Below are 18,643 nucleotides of genomic sequence, written 5' to 3'. Positions count from 1 at the left end.
GAAGATGGCGGGAGAACTCGACATATGCCGCGTTGGCCTCGGGAATGCCGAATCACGACGGCAACTGACCGATCAGTCCTGCTGTGACGTCCGCCAGCTCGGTCGAGCCGCTCACCTCGGTTGTCCGGAGAGCCGGGCCATCGTCCACGCCCGGATCGTGTCACCGCCGATTGCCGTGACGCACCTCGTTTTCCGTTCCCCTCACGCTCGGCCCTGGTTCGGCGGCGCGGGCGTGTCAGCGGGTGAAGTCGCGTCGGCAGGGTGGTCGCCGACGTCGATGATCAGGCCGTCGTTCATCGTCACCGGGAGGTCGATCCGGCGGACGGGCTTGAAGAGCAGTTCGATGTGCGGCGCGGCCGGGTCGAACTCCGTCCGCAGGACGAGCTCGCTGTGTGCGGGTACGTAGCTCCACATCCTGAAGCGGCGGCCCGGGAAGCTGAGCGGGAGCACGAGCCGGCCCGGGTAACGATCGTCGCCCACGGAGAGAGGCTACCCGGCAGGTTCTGCCGGTTGCGGGTGGTCAGGTTTCCGTGATGGAGAAGGTGTTGCCGTCGGGGTCGCGGAAGGAGAACATCGGGGGGACGCCGGGCCAGGTGAGGAGGTCGTCGGTGTCGACGCCGGCGGCCGTCAGGGCGGTGTGGGCGGCGGACGCGTCGTCGGTGGTGAAGCGGATCATGATCGGGCCGCGGGTGACGTCCGTGGTGGTGTGGTCCAGGGTGACGATGACGTCGTCGGTGCCGGGGGCGAGTTCGATCCAGCGGCCGGTCGGGATCGGGGCGTCGCGCAGCACGGTGAAGCCGAGGGTGCCGGTGTAGAAGCGCAGCGCCTGGTCCTGGTCGGTGACGGGGACGCTGACGGTTCTGATGCCGGTGATGACCTTCGCCGGCGCGCTCATCGCGAGATCCGCTCGTCGAGGGTGACGGTGACGGTGTCGCCGGCCTGCTTGCCGATGCGGGCGCGGGTGCCGGCGGTGAACGCGAGCTTGTGGGTGCCGTCGCCCAGCGCCATGAACGAGCCCTGGAACGGCTCGCCGTCGACGCGGCCCCGGACCTTCACCAGGCCGCGGGTGCCGAAGAAGTCGGCCGAGCCGGGCATCACGACATAGGTCCAGCCGCCCTTGGCCGGGCTTTTGAGCAGGGTGGCGGTGAACGTCCTGTCCAGTTCGGTGCTTGCTGGTGCGGTCATGAAGGGTCGCCTCCGTACATGAGTGAGCCGGGTGTGGTGAGTTCGGTGCCGGTCTCCAGCCAGGTCTTGAGCCCGGACATGATCATCGGCCAGCCGCCGTAGAGGTGCTCGTCGGCGTCGGCGGGGAGCTGGTCGTGCCGGACGACGAGCCGGCAGCTGTCGCCGACCTGCTCGATCTCCCAGGTCACCCGGCTGGTGCCCTGGGCGGCGATGTCGTCGTCCCAGATCGCGTGGTAGCTCTGCACCAGCCGCCACGGCGGGTCGACCTCGAGGTTCTCACCCTCGATCAACCCGCCGGCGCCCTCGTGCGTGATCCGGTACGCGGATCCGGCGGTCCAGTCGGAGTCCACGCGCGCGCCGAACTGGAACCGTGCCCGCGTCTCCGGATCCGTGATCGCCTGCCACAGCCGCTGCGGCGTGGTGCGGATGAAGATCTCGAACACCTTCTCCACGCGTGCCTCCAGTTGTCGTTTGAGGTCGACGAGGCCGGCGGCCCAGGTCGAGGTGTATTTGCTGACCCATCGGTCATGGACGAGGCGGATCGGCACGGCGTTCAGGAAGTGCAGCTTCTCCCTGCCGCGCCGGTCCGACACCACCAGGCCGGCCTCCTCCAGCAGGCGAAGGTGCTTGGCCACGGCGACCCTCGTCATCGCGAACCGGCTCGCCAGCGCGCTGAGCGACTGCCCGTCCCGTTCGAACAGCTCGTCGAGCAGCTCGCGGCGGGTCGGGTCAGCCAGCGCCTTGAAGACCAGTTCCACGCGCACCACTATAGGAAACCATTTGGTTTCATGTCCAGCCCTACGGAGCCTGAAGGAGTTCGGAAGCGATCTCGATCGGGTCGCCGTGCGGTTCTGTCGGGTACGCGGTGAGCCGGTCGGCCCACTCCTGGCCGTAGGCGTTCCAGTCGATCGGGCCCTGGTCGAAGAAGGTCTGCCAGCGGGCCCGGTAGTAGTCGCCCATCAGGCCCGCCCAGTTCCGGTTGGCGTACTCGGTGAGGATCGCGGCGTCCGGGCCGCCCCACACCGTGACGAGCCGCTTGGCCGCGCGTTCCAGCAGGCGGCTCTCCTCCTCGTCGGCGCCCCAGCGGCGGGCGTCGCGCAGCCAGCGGCCGAGGAGGTGCTCAGAGCGGGTGGCGAGCAGCCGGTCCTGGAGGTCGATCAGGTGCAGGAAGCGCCGCTGGGCGTCCGCCGAGGCGAGCTGGAGCACGAGGGCGCGGCCCCGGTCGTCGATGACCTGGCGGGTGACGTCGACCAGATCGTGCCGGTACGTGTCGGAGTCGCGCAGGCGCGGCGCCGCTTTGAGCAGCAGCCGCCAGGCGGCCTCCACCTGCGCCGGGTCGTAGTGCAGCCGGTGCGGGCCGACGGCGGAGGCCTGGTCGGCGGTGAAGGAGGGGGTGGCGGCGAAGACGCTGTCGGTGCCGGCGTAGACCTTGAAGTCGCTCAGCTTCTCGTCGAAGTCGTCGAACTCCTCCTCTACGGCGATCGTCCCGCCCCAGGTCGCGTACGCCGACGAACGCAGCAGGCGCCACGCGGCCAGGGCGTCGGGATCGGCGGCGCCGTAGCGGGCGTGGACCCAGTCCGCCAGCCAGGCGTCCAGGTCGACGGGCTCGCTGGTCCAGGTGAGGTCGGCGAACAGGTCCCAGACCACCGGGTTGGTGTGCACGCCTTCGGCCATGTTGGTCAGCGCGACGAGTTCGCCGGAGGCGAGCGGGCCGGCCAGTTCGCCGGGGGCGGCGGCGATGTCGGGCAGGGAGCCGTACAGGCCGTGGCGGCCGCCGTAGTTGGGCAGGATGCCGAACCCCCACGGCGCGCCCCAGAACCCGCCCTCGCCGCGCCAGGCGTCGCCGGTCAGGTCGAGGACCAGCATCCGGTCCCGGTCGCAGGCGTCGAACAGTTCCTTGCGGGGGTTGCCCGCCCACGCCTGCACCACCCACAGGTAGTCAGGGTCGGCCGCGCGCATCGCCCGTTCGACGCCCGAGGCCGCGTCGGCGAGCGAGGTGCCGCCGATCCGGCCGCCCTCGTGCAGCAGGTCGACCGCCCAGGTGCCGCTCTGGCCGAAGCGTTCGCGCTGGCGGCGGTAGAAGGCCTCGGCGACCCGCGCGTAGTGGGGTGTGGAGGTGTCGAGCCAGTCGGGGCGGGCCGGGCCGGCCACGTCCATGAACCACAGGCCCTGCGGGACGACGGTGGCGCCGGGGTTCCGGCCAGCGAACCCGCCGGGGACGGTGCCGGAGAAGCCGGGCAGGATGGGCCTGATGCCGAGTTCGCGCATGCGCGCCAGCACCCGCAGGGCCAGCGACGCGCGGCGTTCGACCAGGTCACGGGTGGTGCCGCCGCCGAAGCTGTGGATGTTGTTCAGCCACTGCCACGGCTGGTGCGACGGCGGCACGATCCAGGCCAGCAGTTCGTCTTCCGTGTAGCCGAACTCGCCGAACGCCTCCAGCCACACGGCCTCCTGCCCGAGCGTGAGGTGGGCGGCGTTGACGCCGGCGGCGGCGAGCAGGTCGAGCTCGCGTTCCCACTGGTCCCAGTCGTAGAACGGCGTCGTGTACCCGGCGACGGTGAGGTTGTAGGCGACCCGGTACCGGTACGGCGACGTCGCCGCCAGCGGCTGGGCGGGTGGCGGCGCGCTGGCCGGGAGGTTGTCACCCCAGCGGCCGACCTGGCCGCGGCCCACGTGCCGGAGGTAGTGTGCGAACGCGCTGGTCACGGCGACCGGACCGGTGCCCGCGAGCACCGTCCTGCCGTTCTCCGCCCAGATCTCGAAGCGGTCCCCGGCGTCCACGCCGGGCAGTGCGCGGACGTCGAAGGCGCCGGCGAGCGGGCCGGCGAGCCGGCGCAGCGACTCCTCGGCCGCGGGGATCCATTCGGGCGTGAACATCGCTGACTCCAGACGTCGAAGTGTCCCAATGGGACATTTTATAGCGCATCGGAAAATTTCCCGCTGAGCCTACTGTCCCAATGAGACACTTTTGCTCTACCGTGGCCCCATGACCAGCGGCGAGACGTCCAAGGGACTACGAGAGCGCAAGAAGGCCGGTACCCGCCGCGCCCTCATCGAGGCCGCGCTGAGCCTGTTCGAACGGCAAGGCTTCGACGGCACGACAGTCCAGCAGATCGCCGACGAGGTGCAGGTGGCACGGCGGACCTTCAACCGCTATTTCACCTCGAAGGAGGACGTCGTCCTCGCCCACGAGGACCAGGTCATGGAGGACCTGATCACCGCGATCGACGACCGCCCGCGCGGCGAGTCGCCGGTCACCGCCCTGCGCGCGGTGTTCCGCACCCTCCTCGCCGATCCCCACTGGCGCCGGCACGGGCTGCCCCGGATGCAGCGCGTCCAGCTCCTGCTGGCCGACAATCCCGCGCTCATGGGCGAGAACATGCGGCGCTTCGCCGTACGCGAGGAACTGCTCGCCCACCACCTGGCCGAGCGTTCGAGCGCGGGTCACTGTTTCCACGCCCGGCTGCTGGCCTCGACGGCCTTCGCCGCCCTGCGCATCGCGTTCCAGGAGTGGGCCGGGTCCCCCGACGCCGACCCCGACTCCTGCGCCCGCCTGGTCGACGAAGCCCTGCGGCGACTGGACCTCGGGCTGGACCTTCCCCCTCTCATGGAGTAGGCATGACCATCACCTCCGGCCGAGACGGCCGAGACGGCCGGGGCGCCGCCGGTGCCCGTACGGGCCGTCTCGGCGCGCTCTTGGGCGCGATGTTCCTGTTCAACGTCGCCGGCTACGCGGCCGTCGGCGCCGCCCTGCAAGTCCTGCTTCCCTCCCAGGTCGAGGCGGCCGACCCGGTGGGCAAACTCTCGGCGTTCGGCCTGGTGACCGGCGTCAGCGCGATCGCGTCGGTGTGCGTGCCGCCGATCGTGGGCGCCCTGTCCGACCGTACGCGCGGGCGCTGGGGCCGCCGCTCCCCCTGGATCCTGTACGGCGGCGTGGCCACCCTCGCCTCCCTCGTCCTGCTCGGCTGGATGTCCACGGTCGCCGGCCTGCTGATCGGCTGGTTCCTCGTGCAGGGCACGGTCAACATCGGGCTGAACATCCTCATCGCCGTGGTGGCCGACCAGGTGCCGAAGGACCGGCGCGGGCTGGCCTCCACCGTCGGCGGCCTCGGGGTGCCGGTGGGCTCACTGGCGGGCACGGTGGTGGGCGCCCAGGTCCACTCGGCGCTGCTCGCCTACACGCTGTTCGGCGTGGTGTTCCTGGCGGCGTCCGTGCTGCTGGCGCTGCTCAGCCGCGAGCGGCTCACCGGCGCGGAGTCCGCGGAACGGGTGCCGCTGCGCGTCCAGTTCGGGTCGGCGCTGGCCGGTCTCCGCTCGCGGGACTACGCGTGGGCGTTCAGCTCGCGGGCGGTGATGTTCCTCGGCTACTTCGCCGTCTCCTCCTTCAACCTCTACATCCTCAGCGACTACATCCGGCTGCCCGCCGGGCTGGACCCGAAAGACGCGCTGGCGCTGCAGGTGACGGTCCAGACGGTCTCCCTCGTCGTCGGGACGATCATCGCGGGCCCGCTGGCGGACCGGCTGAGGCGGCACAAGTTGTTCGTGCTCATCTCCTCGCTGATGGTCACCGTGTCGGTCGCGCTGCCGCTGGTCTCACCGACCTGGACCCAGCAGCTGGCCGCCGCGGTCATCGGCGGGGTGGGCTTCGGCGCCTATCTCTCCGTGGACCAGGCGCTGGTCACGCTGGTCCTGCCCGCGGCCGAGGACAGCGGGCGCGATCTCGGCGTCTTCCACATCGCGTTGAACGCGCCGCAGGTCGTGGCCCCGTTCGGCGGCTCGCTGGTCGTGGCTCATCTCGGTGGCTATCCGGCCCTGTTCGTGACCGGCGGCGTGCTCGCGCTCGTCGGAGCGCTCATGATCCTGCGGGTACGAAGCGTCCGATAGCAGGAGACGGGCGTGTCCTCCGACAAGGAGGAGACGCCCGTCTGCGCGGGTCAGCGGTGCAGCGTGAGCGGCAGGGTGCTCCACCCGTGCGCGATGAACGACGGCACGTGCCCGACCTCGCCCGCCTCCACGGCCAGCCCCAGCTCGGGGAACCGGGCGAACAGCGCGGGCAGGGCGGTCAGCGCCTCCTGGCGGGCCAGCGGAGCCCCGATGCAGCGGTGCACGCCGATGCCGAAGGCCAGGTGCTCGGCGAAGTCCCTGGTCGGGTCGAACCGGTCGGCGTCCGCGCCGTGCTGGTCGGGGTCGTGCCCGGCCGCCATGTAGCTGGTGATGATCGCGTCGCCCGCCTCGATCCGGGCGCCGCCGATCTCGATCGGCTCGATGGCGAAGCGCAGCGGCAGGTTGGCGATCGACGGCGCCCAGCGCAGCGTCTCCTCGATCACCGCGTCCCAGGAGATCTCCCCCGCCAGCACCCGGCGCAGGTGGTCCGGATGGGTGAGCAGGGCGTGCACGGCGTTGCCGATCAGGTTGACCGTGGTCTCGTGCCCGGCCGCGATCAGCAGCAGCAGGGTGTCGCAGAGCTCGGTCTCGCTGAGCGAGTCACCGCTGTCACGGACGTTGATCAGCTCGGTGGTCAGGTCGTCGCCCTGGTGCTCGCGCTTGTAGGCGACCAGGGCGGGCAGCACCGTGCCGATCTTGGCGGCGGTGGCCGCCGCCTGCTCAGGGGTGGCCGTGGTGTCCATGATGGCCTCCATGACCTGGGCCATCTCCTCCCGCATGTGCGCGGGAACGCCGAACAGCTCACAGATCACCCGCATCGGCAGCGGGTGGGCGTACGCCGCGCGCAGGTCCACGGGCTGACCGGGCGGCTGCGCGGCCATCGCGTCCAGCAGCTCGGCGACGATCTGCTCGACGATCGGCTGCATGGCCTTGCTGCGCCGCGCGGTGAAGCTGGGGGCGATCAGCTTGCGCAGCCGGCGGTGTTCGTCGCCGTACGCGCTCAGCATGTTGGACACGCCGATCCAGGTGATGATCCAGGACCAGCCCGGCGTGGTGAGCGCCCGGTCGAGCTGCCCCCAGTGCCGCTTGTCCTTGCTCACCCGTGGATCGAGAATGAGCTGCTTGAGCAGGTCGTGCCGGGTGACCGCCCAGGCGGGGATGCCTCCGGCGAGCTCTACGAGGACCAGGGGGCCGAGGTCGCGTAGTCGCCGGACCTCCCCTGGTAGGTCGGTGCCGAAGGGGTCGAGGACGACGGGGGCTGAACTGCCCAAGGGGATTCTCCTGGCTGATCAGGTCGAATGGGGGTGAAACGCACCGGCAAATGAGCCAGCGCGCGGTGGAACGGGCCGGGCCGCCACGAGAGCTCCTCGCGCGGCACGGTCAGTTCGAGGTCACACAGGTGCGAGGTCAGGCGTTCGATCGCGGTCATCGCGATGATCATGGCCGGGTCGCTGGCCGGGCAGCGGTGCGGCCCGGCGCCGAAGCCCAGGTACGCGCCGCCGTCGGAACGCAGCTCCTCGGGCACGTTGGTGGGCTCGGTGTTGGCCGCGGCGTAGGAGACGAGGACCAGCTCGGCCGGCTGGATCCACGTCCCGTGGAAGTGCACGGGCTGACGGACGAAGTAGGGCCCGTAGTTCGACATGGCGGGCTCGGCACGCAGGGCTTCCATCAGGGCGTCGTACGTGCCGAGCGCGCCGTTGGTCAGCGAGCTGTAGTAGCGGTCGTCGCTGACCATCCGGGAGATCGTGTTGGAGATCAGGTTGGCCGTGGGCTCGTACGCGGCGGCCATCACGAGCACGAGCGTCTCGGCCAGCTCGTTGGGCTGGAGCGCGGCCGGATGATCGATGAACCAGGACGTCAGGTCGTCGCCCCGCTGCGCGTGCTTGGACTGGACCAGCTCGCCGATGTAGCGGCTGAACGCGTCGCTGCCCTGCTTGCCCGTCTCTCCGTCCGCCTCCATCATGTCCGACAGAGCCTGGATCAGGCCGGCGCTGTCGGAGTCCGGCCGGCCGAAGAGCGCGTTGAAGATGCGGCCGGGAATGGGCTTGGCGAATTCGCCGACCAGGTCCGCCTCGCCCTTCGCGGCGAACTGGCTGATCAGCGAGTCCGACACCTCGATCACCGTCTGGCGCAGCTTGTGCGGCTGGACCAGGTCGAAGCAGTCGGAGATCACCTTGCGGAACCGGGCGTGCTCGGCTCCGTCGGACATCAGCGCGTTCGGCCGGTAGCCGAGCATGGCGACGGGTCCGGCGGCCTCGGGGGTGTCGGGGACCCGCGCCTGCCAGGCGGTGCCGTTCTTGATCCAGACGCCGCCGACGTTGGTGAGCACGTCGAGCGCGGCCTGGTAGCCGATCACCAGGTGGGCCTCGATGCCGGGGGCGATCTCCACGGGCGCGACCGCGCCGTGCCGCTTGCGCAGCTCCGCGTAGACGGCCTGCGGGTCCCTGGCGTACTCGGGACCGTAGAGGCGGCCCGCGTCGGGCATGTAGCGCATGGTCATGACAGCACCAGCTCCTTGATGTGCTCCACCAGCGCGATCAGCGAGGCGCGGGCGGAGACGGGGTCGCGGGCGTCGCACACCACCAGCGGCGTGCTCGCGTGCAGGTCGAGCGCCTGGCGCAGGGCGTCCGGCGGGTAGTCCGGCGAGTCGGGGAAGTGGTTGACGGCCACCGCGTAGCGCAGGCCGGCGCTCTCCACCAGGTCGAGGACGGCGAAGCTCTCGTCGATCCTGCGGGTGTCGGCCAGCACCAGGACCCCCAGCGCGCCGCGGACCAGCTCGTTCCACAGGACCTGGAAGCGGGTCTGTCCCGGCGCGCCGAACAGGTACAGCACCACCCCGGGCATGGTGAGGCGGCCGAAGTCGATCGCGGTGGTCGTGGTCGTCTTCTCGTTCACCCCGGTCAGGTCGTCCACCAGCGTGCCCGCCTGGGTGAGCACCTCCTCGGTGTTGAGGGGCTTGATCTCCGAGAGAGCGTCCACCAGGGTCGTCTTGCCCACGCCGAACGGCCCGGCGATGACCAGTTTGACCGGTATGTGTTCGGTACTGATACGGCTTTCAGAGAGCGCGGAGGCCACTGAGCACCAACTCCAAGATCTCAATGTCGGGCAGGTCGGTGGCCGGCGGATCGCGGGTCAGCAGCGTTCCGCTTCCGACCAGCCCGGCGACCAGCAACCGCACCACGCAGTACGGCAGGCCCAGGTGCGCGGCGCACTCGTACACCGACAGGGGCCCGTCCCGCAGCAGGGTCAGCAGATGCGATCCCGGGGGGTCGAGCCCGTTGGTGGCGGCGTCGGGCGCGATGTAGACCAGAGTCGTGCGCTCGACGTGGACGTTCTCAGGTACGGTCAGTCGCGCGGCGGCCATGTAGTCCGGAACGACCCGCCGCCGTTGTCGTCCGGAGGTCATGCCCGGACGCCTGGCGTCCTGGCCGCACTGGCCTCGTCGAGAGCCTTGATCAGTTTCTGTACCTGGAGCTGCACCTCGTACGCGAGCGTGCCGATGTTGACGCCGCCGGTGGCGGCGACCACGATGGCGGCGCGGTCGCCGGCCGGGGCGACGTAGTAGTAGCCGCTGCCGGCGGAGATGACGATGTCCACCACCTCGTCGTCGGCGCCGTTGCTGAGGCCCGCGCACAGGGCGCGCGCGGCCCCGAGCACGGAGCTGGTCATGGCGGCGGCCCGCTCGCCGCTCTCGGTGGTCACGTTGGCCGAGCCGCCGAGGATCAGCCCGTCCCGGCTCAGCACCACGCCGCTGGCGACACCGGGCAGCGCGAGCAGGGGTGAAAGGACCCAGGACACGTCGAGGGGCAACGGGCGACCCTTGGCCTGGACCCGGCCGGAAGCGCTGTGAGCGTCCATGGAACGGTCATTTCCCTTCGGTTGCGTCGTGCTGCTCGGTGGGGAGCGCTTCGCGGCGGCCCGCTTCGGCTCCGACCTGGAAGTCACCCCATCGTTTCTGGGCCTCTTCCGGGGTGGTGAGCAACCTGCCGCCCGTACCGCCGGAGCCGCCGCCCGCGGGGGCCGGCGGAGGGCTGGTGTCACGCGGCTGCTGGCGGCGGCGCTGCGGCAGCGGCGCGAGTTCCTCCGCCGTCCGCTGCAGGGGCGCCGTGACGGGCTGGGGCCGCGCGCTGGACGCGGCCGGTTCCGGCCGGGCGGCGGAGGCGACCGGCTCGGGCCGTGCGGCCGGGGCGACCGGCTCGACCCGGGGCGCCGGCGCGACCGGCTCGACGCGAGGGGCCGCCGCCGGCTCGCGCCGGGCGGTGGGCACGGACACCGGCTCCGGCCGGGCGGCCATGGAGGCGGGAATGGGGTCCCGGCGGATGGCCGTGGCGACGGTTGGGGCGACCGCGCGCACCGGCTCGGGCGCGAGCACCGAGGGCCGGCTGTCCTCCGGCATCTCCACCAGCAGCGCGCCGGGGATGTTCAGCACGGCCTGCACGCCGCCGAAGGCACTCTTCTTGACCGTGACCTGCATCCCGTAGTGCGCGACCTGACGGCCGATGGCCGCCCACCCGGTGCGGGGAGGGTTGCCCAGGTCGACCAGGCGGACCGGGTGGTTGCCGCTGAGCAGGCGGCTCGCGCGGGCGTACTGGTCCTCGTTGAGGCCGACGCCGGCGTCGTCGATGACGATGGCGGCGCCGTTGTTGGTCTCGTGCACGGCGATGGTCACCTTGAGCGTGCCGTGGGAGTGGTGCACCGCGTTGGCCAGCAGCTCGGCGGTGATGAACAGGATCGACTCGGCGGCGCGGGCGGCGACGCCGATCCGGCGGCGCAGGTGGTTGGCCGGGCCGTCGATGCGCAGCTCGAAGTTCTCCACCCGCGAGACGGCGCCCACCACCAGGTCCACCAGGTAGGTGTCGTCACGCGACAGGCCGGGGGTGGCGCCGCAGGCGATGCCGGTGACCTGCATCCGGCGGATGATCAGTTCGTTGAACATGTCGAGTCCGAGCACCTCGCGCAGCAGCGCGGTGTGCTCGTCGCCGCTGTAGCGCTGCTGCACGCCGGCGAGCAGGTCCTGGGCCCGCAGGGCCTGGCTCTGCACGCGCGACATGGCGCCTCTGATGACGGCCTGGGCGCTCTCGTCGATGCGCTCGGCCTCGTCGCGGATGCCGCGGGTGACGGCGTCGAGTACGGCGCGGTGCTGCCGGTCGACGTCGGTGCCGGCGAGCGCCTGGTTCTGCATGCCGGGCACGATCACGTGCGGGGCGCGCAGGTGGGACAGCAGGGCGGGGATCCGCTTGTTGATCAGATGGTCGGTCTCGGCGCGGACGAGGTCGTGCTGGGCGCGGGCGTCGCGCACCTGGTCCGCGTGCTCCTGGACCTTGCGCTCCGCCTGGAGCAGGCGCTGGCTCCAGGCACTGGACTCTCGGGTCAGGTGGTCCTGTACCTGACGGTTCTGCGCGAGTTGCCCGCGGGCCTGGGCGAGCTGGCCGCGTACGCGCAGGTAGAGGATCAGGACGCCCGCGAGGGCGAGCACGAGGACGGCGATGCCGATCACCGTCGGGACGCTGAAGGAGTCTGGCGGCATGAAAATCCTGGGGTCGGGGGGAGTCGTCGGGATCTGTCGACCGCTGCGAAAGGCTGCGCTAGCGGTGAGTGCCGGTCCCGTCCGGTGGCCGGTCGGAGCCGCGCCGATCTGGCGCGTGCCTTTCCTCGTCGTCCGGGTCGTCCGCGGCGCCGGCAGCCTGGTGCGGCTCTGCCCGGTGCGGCTTCGCCTGATACGGCTCCGCCTGGCGTGGCTCCGCCTGATACGGCTGTGCCTGATACGGCTCTGCCGGGGGCAGCGCGAGGCCGAACGACGACATGGGAATCCTCGTCTCACTAGAACGACGGCCCAATCGGGTGACCAGTATTCCGCTTAAGTCGCGTTAGTCAACTGTGTGTAGTTCCGTCACTCCGCTCACAGCACCCCGGCGGACGGGTGCGGCGCTCCGCCCCGCGTCCGCCGCCCGCTCACTACCTGCGCGTCCTCGCCCGGCGGGTCCGACGAGGCGTCAACTACTTACCTGACCGGGTGTCGTGGAACCAGTTCGCGAAACCCAGCCGCGGAAGACCCCTTCGGGGCTGTGCGCCGCCAGCGCCGCCGCGATCGAGCCGTGCAGGGCGGCGTCGTCGGGCAGCCGGAGGCGGCGCGCGTCCGGCTCGTCGTAGAGGGACAGATCGAGCCGGGCCGACCGGTGCCGGCGGACCCCGTTCACGACCTTGGCCTCGCCCTTGTACGACAGCGCCACCGAACGGACCCTGGACCACGGATGCTCGTCGAGGCGCCGATCGGTGACGGTCAGGACCCCCATCGCCCTGGCCCGAACATCGATCCAGACGTATCCGGCAATTCCCGCAAGCACCACCAGCACCACGCCTACCATGAAGGCGATATAGTCCGGGGCGTTCGTTCCCCGGTCCGCCGGCAACGTCGCACCGATGGCGCCGACCACGAGCAGCATGAGCACAGTGACCACGATCATCAGGCAGCCGAACTTGCCCCTGCTCTGCCGGAGCGCGGCGGAACGCAGGTCGAAGGCTGTCCCGTCGGGCGGCTGGCGGACCACCCGTACCGCGACCGTGGCCAGGCTCCACCGCTGGACCTCGCCGCGCATGAGCAGCACCCCGGCGAAGATCCCGCACACCGCGACCGCGAAGGCGACCAGCTGCGACGGATACACCTCGCCGCCGCCGATCCCGATGGCCAGCCCGGTGGCGAAGATCAGGATCGGGCAGAGGCCGAACAGCGCCTTGCGCATCAGCCCGATCGCCATCGGACCGCCCAGCCAGATCCGGGCGAGCCAGAAGAACCAGACCAGGCTCCAGAACGCGCCCGCGAAGATCTCGAAGGGGGCGGCGTCGTCCTGCCAGACGAGCGCGATGCCGCCCATGAGACAGAGCCAGACGACGACGAGCAGGCCGACGGCCGACACGTGGGCGAGGGGGCGCTGCATGCGCGGCATCCTAGCCCCGCCGTCGGACCGCCAGGACGGCCACACCCGCTCAGACGTGGCCCTGCCGCCAGGCCCCCAGGACGGCCACTACCGCCCGGTCCGCCGGGCCCGCGGGTGTCAGACGCGTCGTGTCCGAAGGCGTCACGTCCGCCGGGGAAATGCCGGCCACCTGCGCTTATGCCCGTAAGGGGAGTTCGTCGAACAGGCTGACAACACCGATCTCCTGGCGGACACGCGAGGCGGTCCGCCAACGTTGGACTCCGCCGCACCGGCACCGCCTCAGCCTTTCGCACCAGGAGTGATGATGAAGTTGCCCGCATACGCCGCCGCCCTCATGCCGAGCGTCCTGATCGCTTCGCTGAGTGGCACGTTCGGGGCGTCGGCGGCGCAGGCGGCCGAGTTCCGGGGCCTTCCGAGCGTGAACATGGAGGCCACCGTCAAGGCGGCCCAGATCGACCCGCGGCGGCCGGACGACACGCTCACCCCTGGCGCCAAGGCCGGCGTGCTCCTCGTCGAGCAGGCGCTGCGCGACCGGAAACTCCTGGACGCCAAGTGGGTCGACGGCTACTTCGGCACCACCACGGTGGCCGCCTACGGCAAGTACCAGAAGTCCCTCGGCCTGTCCGGACTGGACGCCAACGGCCTGCCGGGCAAGATGTCGCTCAGCAAGCTGGGGGCCGGCCGCTTCAAGGTGACCGGCGTGCTCGATCCGGGGCCCCGGGTGTCCCTCGGCCGCTTCGTCGTCAACTCCCGTACGCGGGACATGCTGGCCGAGGCGAAGCGGCTGTTCAAGCGGGACCTCAAGCTGGATCAGGGCTCGTACAACCCGGGCGGCGATCCCACCTCGGCCGGCACCCACGATGGCGGGGGCGTCGTGGACATCTCGGTCAAGGGGATGAGCGCCGCCGACCGGACCGCGGCCGTCCGCGCGCTGCGCCTGGCCGGCTTCGCGGCCTGGGTGCGCAACCCCGAGCAGGACGACTGGCCGTGGCACATCCACGCCGTCGCCATCAGCGACACCAGCCTGTCCGGGCAGGCGCAGCACCAGGTCGGTGACTACTACCTCGGCCTGAACGGCCTGGCCGGCCGCGCGCCCGACGACGGCCCGAAGGTGACCATCCGCACCTGGGAGGAGCGCCGGCGCCGCTGACCCCTCGTGCTCCGCTTCTACACCCGAACCTTCACCACCCTTCGCACGACGAACTCCGCAGACAGGAGAACAGCATGACCATGCTCACCAAGATCCTCACCGCGACGACCGCCACGGTGGCGCTCGGCGGCTCGCTGCTCGCCACCGCGGCGCCGGCGTCGGCGGCCGCCCGTGACGGCGTCTGCCAGAGCGGCGAATTCTGCTACTACTTCAACAGCAACACCCAGGGATCGCTCTCCGACTTCACCACCTCGGTCCCCAACTACAACACCACCCAGCCCACCTGCTACGACTACAAGGGCCCCGGCAACGGCAAAGGCAAATGCATCAAGAACGCCGCCGCCTCCGCCTGGAACCGCAGCGGCAAAACCGTCCGCGTCTACTTCAACAGTGGCTACAGCGGCGCCTACCAGGACTTCGCCCCCGGCGCCAAAGCCAACCTGAAGTCCGGCCTGAAGAACCAGAACGCCTCGCACGAGTTCGGCCCGGGGTCGGGTTCCGGTTCCGGGTCGCGTAAGGCCATGTCGACCTCGCTCTACTCGGCCAGCGGCACGATCACCTGCGGTTTCGACGGCTACAAGAACACCGCAGGACGGCACGAGGGCATCGACATCGCCAGGGGCGTGGGGGCGAACGTCTACGCCCTGACGGCGGGCCAGCTGATCAACGTCGCGCGCGGCAGCACCGGCCGGTCGGGGCTGTCCACGATCGCCGTCTACAACTCCTCGCTGAACAAGACGGTCATCTACCTGCACTCCGCCCCGCTGTCCTCGCTGCGCGTGGGCCAGACGATCCGCAAGGGCCAGGTCATCGCCAAGGAGTCGTGGCACGGCGTGTCGAGCAAGGGCGCCGCCCACACCCACGTGGAGATGCGCCCGGGCCGGCAGACGCGGGCGGCCAAGAGCGTCGGCGACTCGCGCCTGGAGAACCCGAACCCGACCTCGTTCTGGAACTCCCAGGGCTACTCCGTGCGATGACACGGCCTCGGCAGTGCCGGAGCGCCGCCTCAGGCACCCTCTCGGCGCCACTTCGGCACTGCCGCTGACCACCCTGGACCTCCGGACGGAAGGAAGACTCCTCGTGTCTGAACGAACGGCACGGCTGATCTCGCGACTCGGCGCGGCGAGCGTCGCGGCGGCGCTCGGCGGGACGTTACTCGCCGCCGGGGCGCCCGCCTCGGCCGCTGCCCGTGACGGCGTCTGCCAGAGCGGCGAATTCTGCTACTACTTCAACAGCAACACCCAGGGATCGCTCTCCGACTTCACCACCTCGGTCCCCAACTACAACACCACCCAGCCCACCTGCTACGACTACAAGGGCCCCGGCAACGGCAAAGGCAAATGCATCAAGAACGCCGCCGCCTCCGCCTGGAACCGCAGCGGCAAAACCGTCCGCGTCTACTTCAACAGTGGCTACAGCGGCGCCTACCAGGACTTCGCCCCCGGCGCCAAAGCCAACCTGAAGTCCGGCCTGAAGAACCAGAACGCCTCGCACCAGTTCGTGACCTCAGGGTCGCCGACCGGATGCAAGACCGACGGCACGGACACCCGGCTGCCCACGACGATCCTCGTCTACCGCAAGTCGCTCGATCGCGTGGAGCGGGTGGAGTTCAAGAGCTACGTCAAGGACGTCCTGCCCAATGAATGGGTCTCGAGCTGGCCGGCCGAGTCGCTCAAGGCCGGGGCGATGGCGGTGAAGAACTTCGGCTGGTACTGGGCGCTGCACTCCAACCGCAAGACCCCGGACGGTCGGTGCTTCGACGTCTACGACCACACCTCCAGCCAGGTCTACAAGCCCGGTTCGGCCAGGGCGTCGACCAGCGCCGCGGTGGACGCCACCTGGGGCATGCGGCTGACCAGGAGCGGGAAGATCTTCCGGGCCCAATACTGCTCCACGACGACGGCGTGCGGCAACTGGACCGACGGCGACTGGATGTCGCAGAAGGGCTCGCGCGACAAGGCGAACGCGGGCTGGAACTACGCGCGCATCCTGCGGAACTACTACACGGGAATCGCCATCGGTTCCTGATCGCCGGGGGTCGTCCCGGCGCCTGAAATTCCCCGTCGTGTGCCGCACGGCGGGGATTTTCAGCTTTCGGCGACGATGAGCTGGAAATTGATCGGCCGGTTCCCGGGGAACACGACCTCTCCCGAGGCGTCCACCATCTTGAAGCGCACGTAACACAGGCCCGGTTTCTTGGGCGTGGTGACCACGGTCTGAATGTCGACGATCTCGCCCGGCATCGTGTCCTTGATCGGCACGTCGGGAATCGTCTGGCACTGGTCGGCCTGCTGCGTGGGATGGTCGAGGCGGCGCAGCGAATAACCCTTCCACGCCACCGACCCGGCGTTCTTCAGCCGCCACACCTTGGTCATGGTCTGGTCGGCGCCGACGCGCGTGCAGTCGGAGAGCGTGACGTCGGTGATGAACTCCGCCTTGTCGTCCTCGTACAGCGGCGGGGCCCAGGGCGGGTTGGTCGAGCGCACGGGGCAGTCGGCCGGGGTCAGCGCGGCGGGCGACGCGCCGCCGGTCGGGCTCGGGGCGCGTCCAGCCGGCTCGGAGCCGCTGTTGACCACGGTCACGACGAGGACGGCCGCCCCCGCGACGACGACGGCCGCTGCCGCGAGCGCGACCGGGCGGGTCAGCCATCGCCGCCCCCGGCTCCCCGGCGCGGGCGGCGACTGCTGCCCGTCGCCCGCGTGGCCGGAGGGCGGCCGTGCGTCGTTCGCGTGACCGGATGGCGGGGGTACGTCGCCCGCGTGGCCGGACGGCGGCTGCGTGTCCCTCAGCGGCGCGTGGTTCGTGTGGCCGGGCGGCGACGGCGGGAAGTCGGGGGCCTGGGTCTCGCCGGTCGGCCGGGTCGCCGGTGACCCGGTGGCGAGGTGTGCGGCGCGAAGGTCCTGGCCACCCGCGGCGGAGGCCGCGAGCTCACCGGACGGAGGGGCCGCCGGGGCGCGCGTAGCGGGATCCCCGGTGCTCACGGATCTGACCGTACGGTTCGCCGCCTCCCAACGCTCCCGGTACGCGGCCGGGTCGGCGTCGCAGGCCTTGACGAACTCGACGGTGGTCTCCCAGCTCGGGAGCCGGTTGCCTTTCGTGGCCTCGTGCAGGGTCGTGTGGGAGATCGCCCCTGACTTGCCGGACATCTCACGAAAAGGTGGGTTGCCGACCGCGTTGCGCAACTCCCGCAGAGTCGCCGCGAAGCTCTCGATCGCCTCCGCTCGTGCACGCCTGTCGTCCACCGTGCGAAGGTAACAGCAGCCGCTGCCTCGCTCAACCGATACCGGCGGGATCACCGGGTCACAGGGTCAGAGAGCGAAGAGCAGGGCGGCGCTGATCAGGACGAGCACGGCGGTCGCGAAGTGGATGCCGAACGCCACCGCCTTCGTGCCGCCGTTACGCAGCACGATCACGGTGTCGGCGAGCGGCGCGAGGGCCACGACGAGCATGAACCAGGCTTCGGCGTAGGCCCCGACGAAGATCAGCAGGGCCAGGCCGACCAGCCCGTACGTGCCGTCACGCACGCCCTTGATGGTCAGATAGGCGCGGTCGTCCTTGGCCGGGACACCGTACCCCGTGGCCGCGGCCACCGGCGCGAACAGGAAGCGCAGACCGATGAAAAGGATCATGAGGTTGAGCGCGATGGCAAGGCCGTAGGCGATGACGGTGAGCATGAACGTCTCCAATATCTAGCGCCGCTAGGAACAAGAACAAAGCTAACATAGCTGCGACATTCACGCTAGCGGCGCTAGATTCCGGAGCGCTCAGAGCGGCCCGCTGATCACGCCGGGGTGCGGCAACCGGGGTGGCGGAGTGCCGCCGCGGCCGGGAAGGTACTCGAAGTGCCACCACTCGTTGTCATAGACGCGGTAGAGGTCGTAGCGGCCGCCGTGCTCCTCCAGCCAGCGCGCGCCCTCGTGCGGGCGTACGTCCAGGGCGAGGCCCCTGACGTGTGGTGACAACGCCGGTGGCAGCACGAGCATGCGGGCCGAGGCGGTCGAGCCGGAGCGGCGTACCTCCTCGTCGAAGAGCCGCTGCTGGGCGGCGGGATCGCGGTAGCCCGAGGTGAGGCCGATGAGCTGGCCGTGACGCCAGAGCGCCTCGGTGCGCGCCGCCGTGAACGCCGCCAGGGCGCCGGCGGTGAGCCCGGTCAGATCCTCGGCGGGGAAGCGCAGCCGCAACGCCCAGCGACAGGCCACTTCGCGGGCGCGGCCCGCGTCGCGAACGAGCGCCGCGGGCAGCAGCAGCACGGCGAGCACCAGCGTGACCACGGCATACACCCGATCTCGGGGCCGCGGGGGAATCATGCGGGGTTCGTCCATGCCGATTACGATTGGTGGCGAATGTGCGCGCGCCGTCCGCCGCATGTCACCGTTTCTCGACGGCGGCCACCGTCATGGGCCGCCGTCATGGCCCGCTCGCGCGGCCGCGACCGGGCCATGACGGGGCTGTGACACGACCATGACATCGCGCGGACGAGGCGGAGACA

20 protein-coding genes are annotated in these 18,643 nt (G+C 70.6%); 5 read left to right on the top strand and 15 right to left on the bottom strand.

Annotation, left to right across the window (positions count from 1 at the left end):
* Positions 1–201 precede the first annotated feature (201 nt).
* Genes OIE67_RS50375 through OIE67_RS50355 form a run of 5 tightly spaced genes read right to left on the bottom strand, consistent with a single transcriptional unit; the run spans position 202 to position 4,062 of the window.
* Complete coding sequence (locus OIE67_RS50375) at positions 202–480, bottom strand: hypothetical protein (RefSeq protein WP_326634043.1); 279 nt, start codon at positions 478–480, stop codon at positions 202–204.
* 40 nt (positions 481–520) lie between these two features.
* Positions 521–895 carry a VOC family protein gene (locus OIE67_RS50370; protein WP_326634042.1) on the bottom strand — a complete coding sequence of 125 codons (375 nt, stop codon included), beginning with the start codon at positions 893–895 and terminating at the stop codon, positions 521–523.
* Positions 892–1,185 carry a DUF1905 domain-containing protein gene (locus OIE67_RS50365; protein WP_326634041.1) on the bottom strand — a complete coding sequence of 98 codons (294 nt, stop codon included), beginning with the start codon at positions 1,183–1,185 and terminating at the stop codon, positions 892–894. The genes OIE67_RS50370 and OIE67_RS50365 overlap by 4 nt, the downstream gene beginning before the upstream one ends.
* Positions 1,182–1,943, bottom strand: coding sequence for an ArsR/SmtB family transcription factor (locus tag OIE67_RS50360; protein WP_326634039.1), 762 nt, complete (start codon positions 1,941–1,943; stop codon positions 1,182–1,184). Before OIE67_RS50360 ends, OIE67_RS50365 begins: the two co-directional genes overlap by 4 nt.
* A gap of 40 nt (positions 1,944–1,983) precedes the next feature.
* A complete protein-coding gene (locus OIE67_RS50355) occupies positions 1,984–4,062 on the bottom strand; it encodes an alpha-N-acetylglucosaminidase (protein ID WP_326634037.1) in 2,079 nt (692 codons plus the stop codon).
* Positions 4,063–4,171: 109 nt separating this feature from the next.
* On the opposite strand from OIE67_RS50355, the gene OIE67_RS50350 reads away from it, so the two are divergent.
* Both OIE67_RS50350 and OIE67_RS50345 read left to right on the top strand, forming a co-directional pair.
* Positions 4,172–4,801, top strand: a complete 630-nt coding sequence (locus OIE67_RS50350) for a TetR family transcriptional regulator (RefSeq protein WP_326634036.1) — start codon at positions 4,172–4,174, stop codon at positions 4,799–4,801.
* 2 nt (positions 4,802–4,803) lie between these two features.
* Complete coding sequence (locus OIE67_RS50345) at positions 4,804–6,069, top strand: MFS transporter (RefSeq protein ID WP_326634035.1); 1,266 nt, start codon at positions 4,804–4,806, stop codon at positions 6,067–6,069.
* A 50-nt stretch (positions 6,070–6,119) separates the two neighbouring features.
* Here the strand turns inward: OIE67_RS50345 and OIE67_RS50340 are convergent, their stop codons facing one another.
* The 7 genes from OIE67_RS50340 to OIE67_RS50310 form a co-directional block, all read right to left on the bottom strand.
* Positions 6,120–7,340 carry a cytochrome P450 family protein gene (locus OIE67_RS50340; protein WP_326634033.1) on the bottom strand — a complete coding sequence of 407 codons (1,221 nt, stop codon included), beginning with the start codon at positions 7,338–7,340 and terminating at the stop codon, positions 6,120–6,122.
* On the bottom strand, positions 7,244–8,569 hold the full coding sequence (locus OIE67_RS50335) for a cytochrome P450 family protein (RefSeq protein WP_326634032.1): 1,326 nt from the start codon (positions 8,567–8,569) through the stop codon (positions 7,244–7,246). Before OIE67_RS50335 ends, OIE67_RS50340 begins: the two co-directional genes overlap by 97 nt.
* The gene (locus OIE67_RS50330; RefSeq protein WP_326634031.1) at positions 8,566–9,144 is read right to left on the bottom strand and encodes a GTP-binding protein; all 579 of its coding nucleotides are present in this window, start codon (positions 9,142–9,144) and stop codon (positions 8,566–8,568) included. Before OIE67_RS50330 ends, OIE67_RS50335 begins: the two co-directional genes overlap by 4 nt.
* Positions 9,125–9,475, bottom strand: a complete 351-nt coding sequence (locus OIE67_RS50325; protein WP_106241491.1) for a DUF742 domain-containing protein — start codon at positions 9,473–9,475, stop codon at positions 9,125–9,127. The genes OIE67_RS50330 and OIE67_RS50325 overlap by 20 nt, the downstream gene beginning before the upstream one ends.
* A complete protein-coding gene (locus OIE67_RS50320; RefSeq protein ID WP_106241488.1) occupies positions 9,472–9,927 on the bottom strand; it encodes a roadblock/LC7 domain-containing protein in 456 nt (151 codons plus the stop codon). The genes OIE67_RS50325 and OIE67_RS50320 overlap by 4 nt, the downstream gene beginning before the upstream one ends.
* Positions 9,928–9,934: 7 nt before the next feature.
* Positions 9,935–11,596: a histidine kinase gene (locus tag OIE67_RS50315; RefSeq protein WP_326634028.1), complete on the bottom strand. Its 1,662-nt coding sequence runs from the start codon at positions 11,594–11,596 to the stop codon at positions 9,935–9,937.
* Between the two features lie 466 nt (positions 11,597–12,062).
* On the bottom strand, positions 12,063–13,004 hold the full coding sequence (locus OIE67_RS50310) for a hypothetical protein (RefSeq protein ID WP_326634026.1): 942 nt from the start codon (positions 13,002–13,004) through the stop codon (positions 12,063–12,065).
* Positions 13,005–13,305: 301 nt separating this feature from the next.
* Between OIE67_RS50310 and OIE67_RS50305 the strand changes: the two genes are divergently transcribed.
* The 3 genes from OIE67_RS50305 (at position 13,306) to OIE67_RS50295 (ending at position 16,182) form a co-directional block, all read left to right on the top strand.
* Positions 13,306–14,154 carry a peptidoglycan-binding protein gene (locus OIE67_RS50305; RefSeq protein WP_326634023.1) on the top strand — a complete coding sequence of 283 codons (849 nt, stop codon included), beginning with the start codon at positions 13,306–13,308 and terminating at the stop codon, positions 14,152–14,154.
* 74 nt (positions 14,155–14,228) lie between these two features.
* A complete protein-coding gene (locus OIE67_RS50300; RefSeq protein WP_219911904.1) occupies positions 14,229–15,131 on the top strand; it encodes a peptidase inhibitor family I36 protein in 903 nt (300 codons plus the stop codon).
* A 103-nt stretch (positions 15,132–15,234) separates the two neighbouring features.
* A complete protein-coding gene (locus tag OIE67_RS50295) occupies positions 15,235–16,182 on the top strand; it encodes a SpoIID/LytB domain-containing protein (protein WP_326634019.1) in 948 nt (315 codons plus the stop codon).
* 59 nt (positions 16,183–16,241) lie between these two features.
* Here OIE67_RS50295 and OIE67_RS50290 read toward each other — a convergent pair whose 3' ends face one another.
* The 3 genes from OIE67_RS50290 to vanY-N form a co-directional block, all read right to left on the bottom strand.
* Complete coding sequence (locus OIE67_RS50290) at positions 16,242–17,396, bottom strand: NBR1-Ig-like domain-containing protein (protein ID WP_326634017.1); 1,155 nt, start codon at positions 17,394–17,396, stop codon at positions 16,242–16,244.
* A gap of 66 nt (positions 17,397–17,462) precedes the next feature.
* On the bottom strand, positions 17,463–17,828 hold the full coding sequence (locus OIE67_RS50285; RefSeq protein WP_326634015.1) for a DUF4267 domain-containing protein: 366 nt from the start codon (positions 17,826–17,828) through the stop codon (positions 17,463–17,465).
* A 90-nt stretch (positions 17,829–17,918) separates the two neighbouring features.
* A complete protein-coding gene (gene vanY-N / locus OIE67_RS50280) occupies positions 17,919–18,476 on the bottom strand; it encodes a D,D-peptidase/D,D-carboxypeptidase VanY-N (RefSeq protein ID WP_326634013.1) in 558 nt (185 codons plus the stop codon).
* Positions 18,477–18,643: the final 167 nt, after the last annotated feature.

The organism is Nonomuraea fuscirosea, assembly GCF_035917475.1.
GTDB lineage: Bacteria > Actinomycetota > Actinomycetes > Streptosporangiales > Streptosporangiaceae > Nonomuraea > Nonomuraea fuscirosea.
Note: the sequence above shows the minus strand (reverse complement) of the source record. Positions and strands in the feature narration are given on the sequence as shown.

What these genes read in the sequence shown, in the direction of transcription:
- OIE67_RS50370 (WP_326634042.1), bottom strand. Translation starts at nt 895, where the DNA reads ATGAGCGCGCCGGCGAAGGTCATCACCGGCATCAGAACCGTCAGCGTC.
- OIE67_RS50350 (WP_326634036.1), top strand. Translation starts at nt 4,172, where the DNA reads ATGACCAGCGGCGAGACGTCCAAGGGACTACGAGAGCGCAAGAAGGCC.
- OIE67_RS50310 (WP_326634026.1), bottom strand. Translation starts at nt 13,004, where the DNA reads ATGCAGCGCCCCCTCGCCCACGTGTCGGCCGTCGGCCTGCTCGTCGTC.
- OIE67_RS50345 (WP_326634035.1), top strand. Translation starts at nt 4,804, where the DNA reads ATGACCATCACCTCCGGCCGAGACGGCCGAGACGGCCGGGGCGCCGCC.
- OIE67_RS50320 (WP_106241488.1), bottom strand. Translation starts at nt 9,927, where the DNA reads ATGGACGCTCACAGCGCTTCCGGCCGGGTCCAGGCCAAGGGTCGCCCG.
- OIE67_RS50335 (WP_326634032.1), bottom strand. Translation starts at nt 8,569, where the DNA reads ATGACCATGCGCTACATGCCCGACGCGGGCCGCCTCTACGGTCCCGAG.
- OIE67_RS50305 (WP_326634023.1), top strand. Translation starts at nt 13,306, where the DNA reads ATGATGAAGTTGCCCGCATACGCCGCCGCCCTCATGCCGAGCGTCCTG.
- OIE67_RS50325 (WP_106241491.1), bottom strand. Translation starts at nt 9,475, where the DNA reads ATGACCTCCGGACGACAACGGCGGCGGGTCGTTCCGGACTACATGGCC.
- OIE67_RS50355 (WP_326634037.1), bottom strand. Translation starts at nt 4,062, where the DNA reads ATGTTCACGCCCGAATGGATCCCCGCGGCCGAGGAGTCGCTGCGCCGG.
- OIE67_RS50365 (WP_326634041.1), bottom strand. Translation starts at nt 1,185, where the DNA reads ATGACCGCACCAGCAAGCACCGAACTGGACAGGACGTTCACCGCCACC.
- vanY-N (WP_326634013.1), bottom strand. Translation starts at nt 18,476, where the DNA reads ATGGACGAACCCCGCATGATTCCCCCGCGGCCCCGAGATCGGGTGTAT.
- OIE67_RS50315 (WP_326634028.1), bottom strand. Translation starts at nt 11,596, where the DNA reads ATGCCGCCAGACTCCTTCAGCGTCCCGACGGTGATCGGCATCGCCGTC.
- OIE67_RS50285 (WP_326634015.1), bottom strand. Translation starts at nt 17,828, where the DNA reads ATGCTCACCGTCATCGCCTACGGCCTTGCCATCGCGCTCAACCTCATG.
- OIE67_RS50300 (WP_219911904.1), top strand. Translation starts at nt 14,229, where the DNA reads ATGACCATGCTCACCAAGATCCTCACCGCGACGACCGCCACGGTGGCG.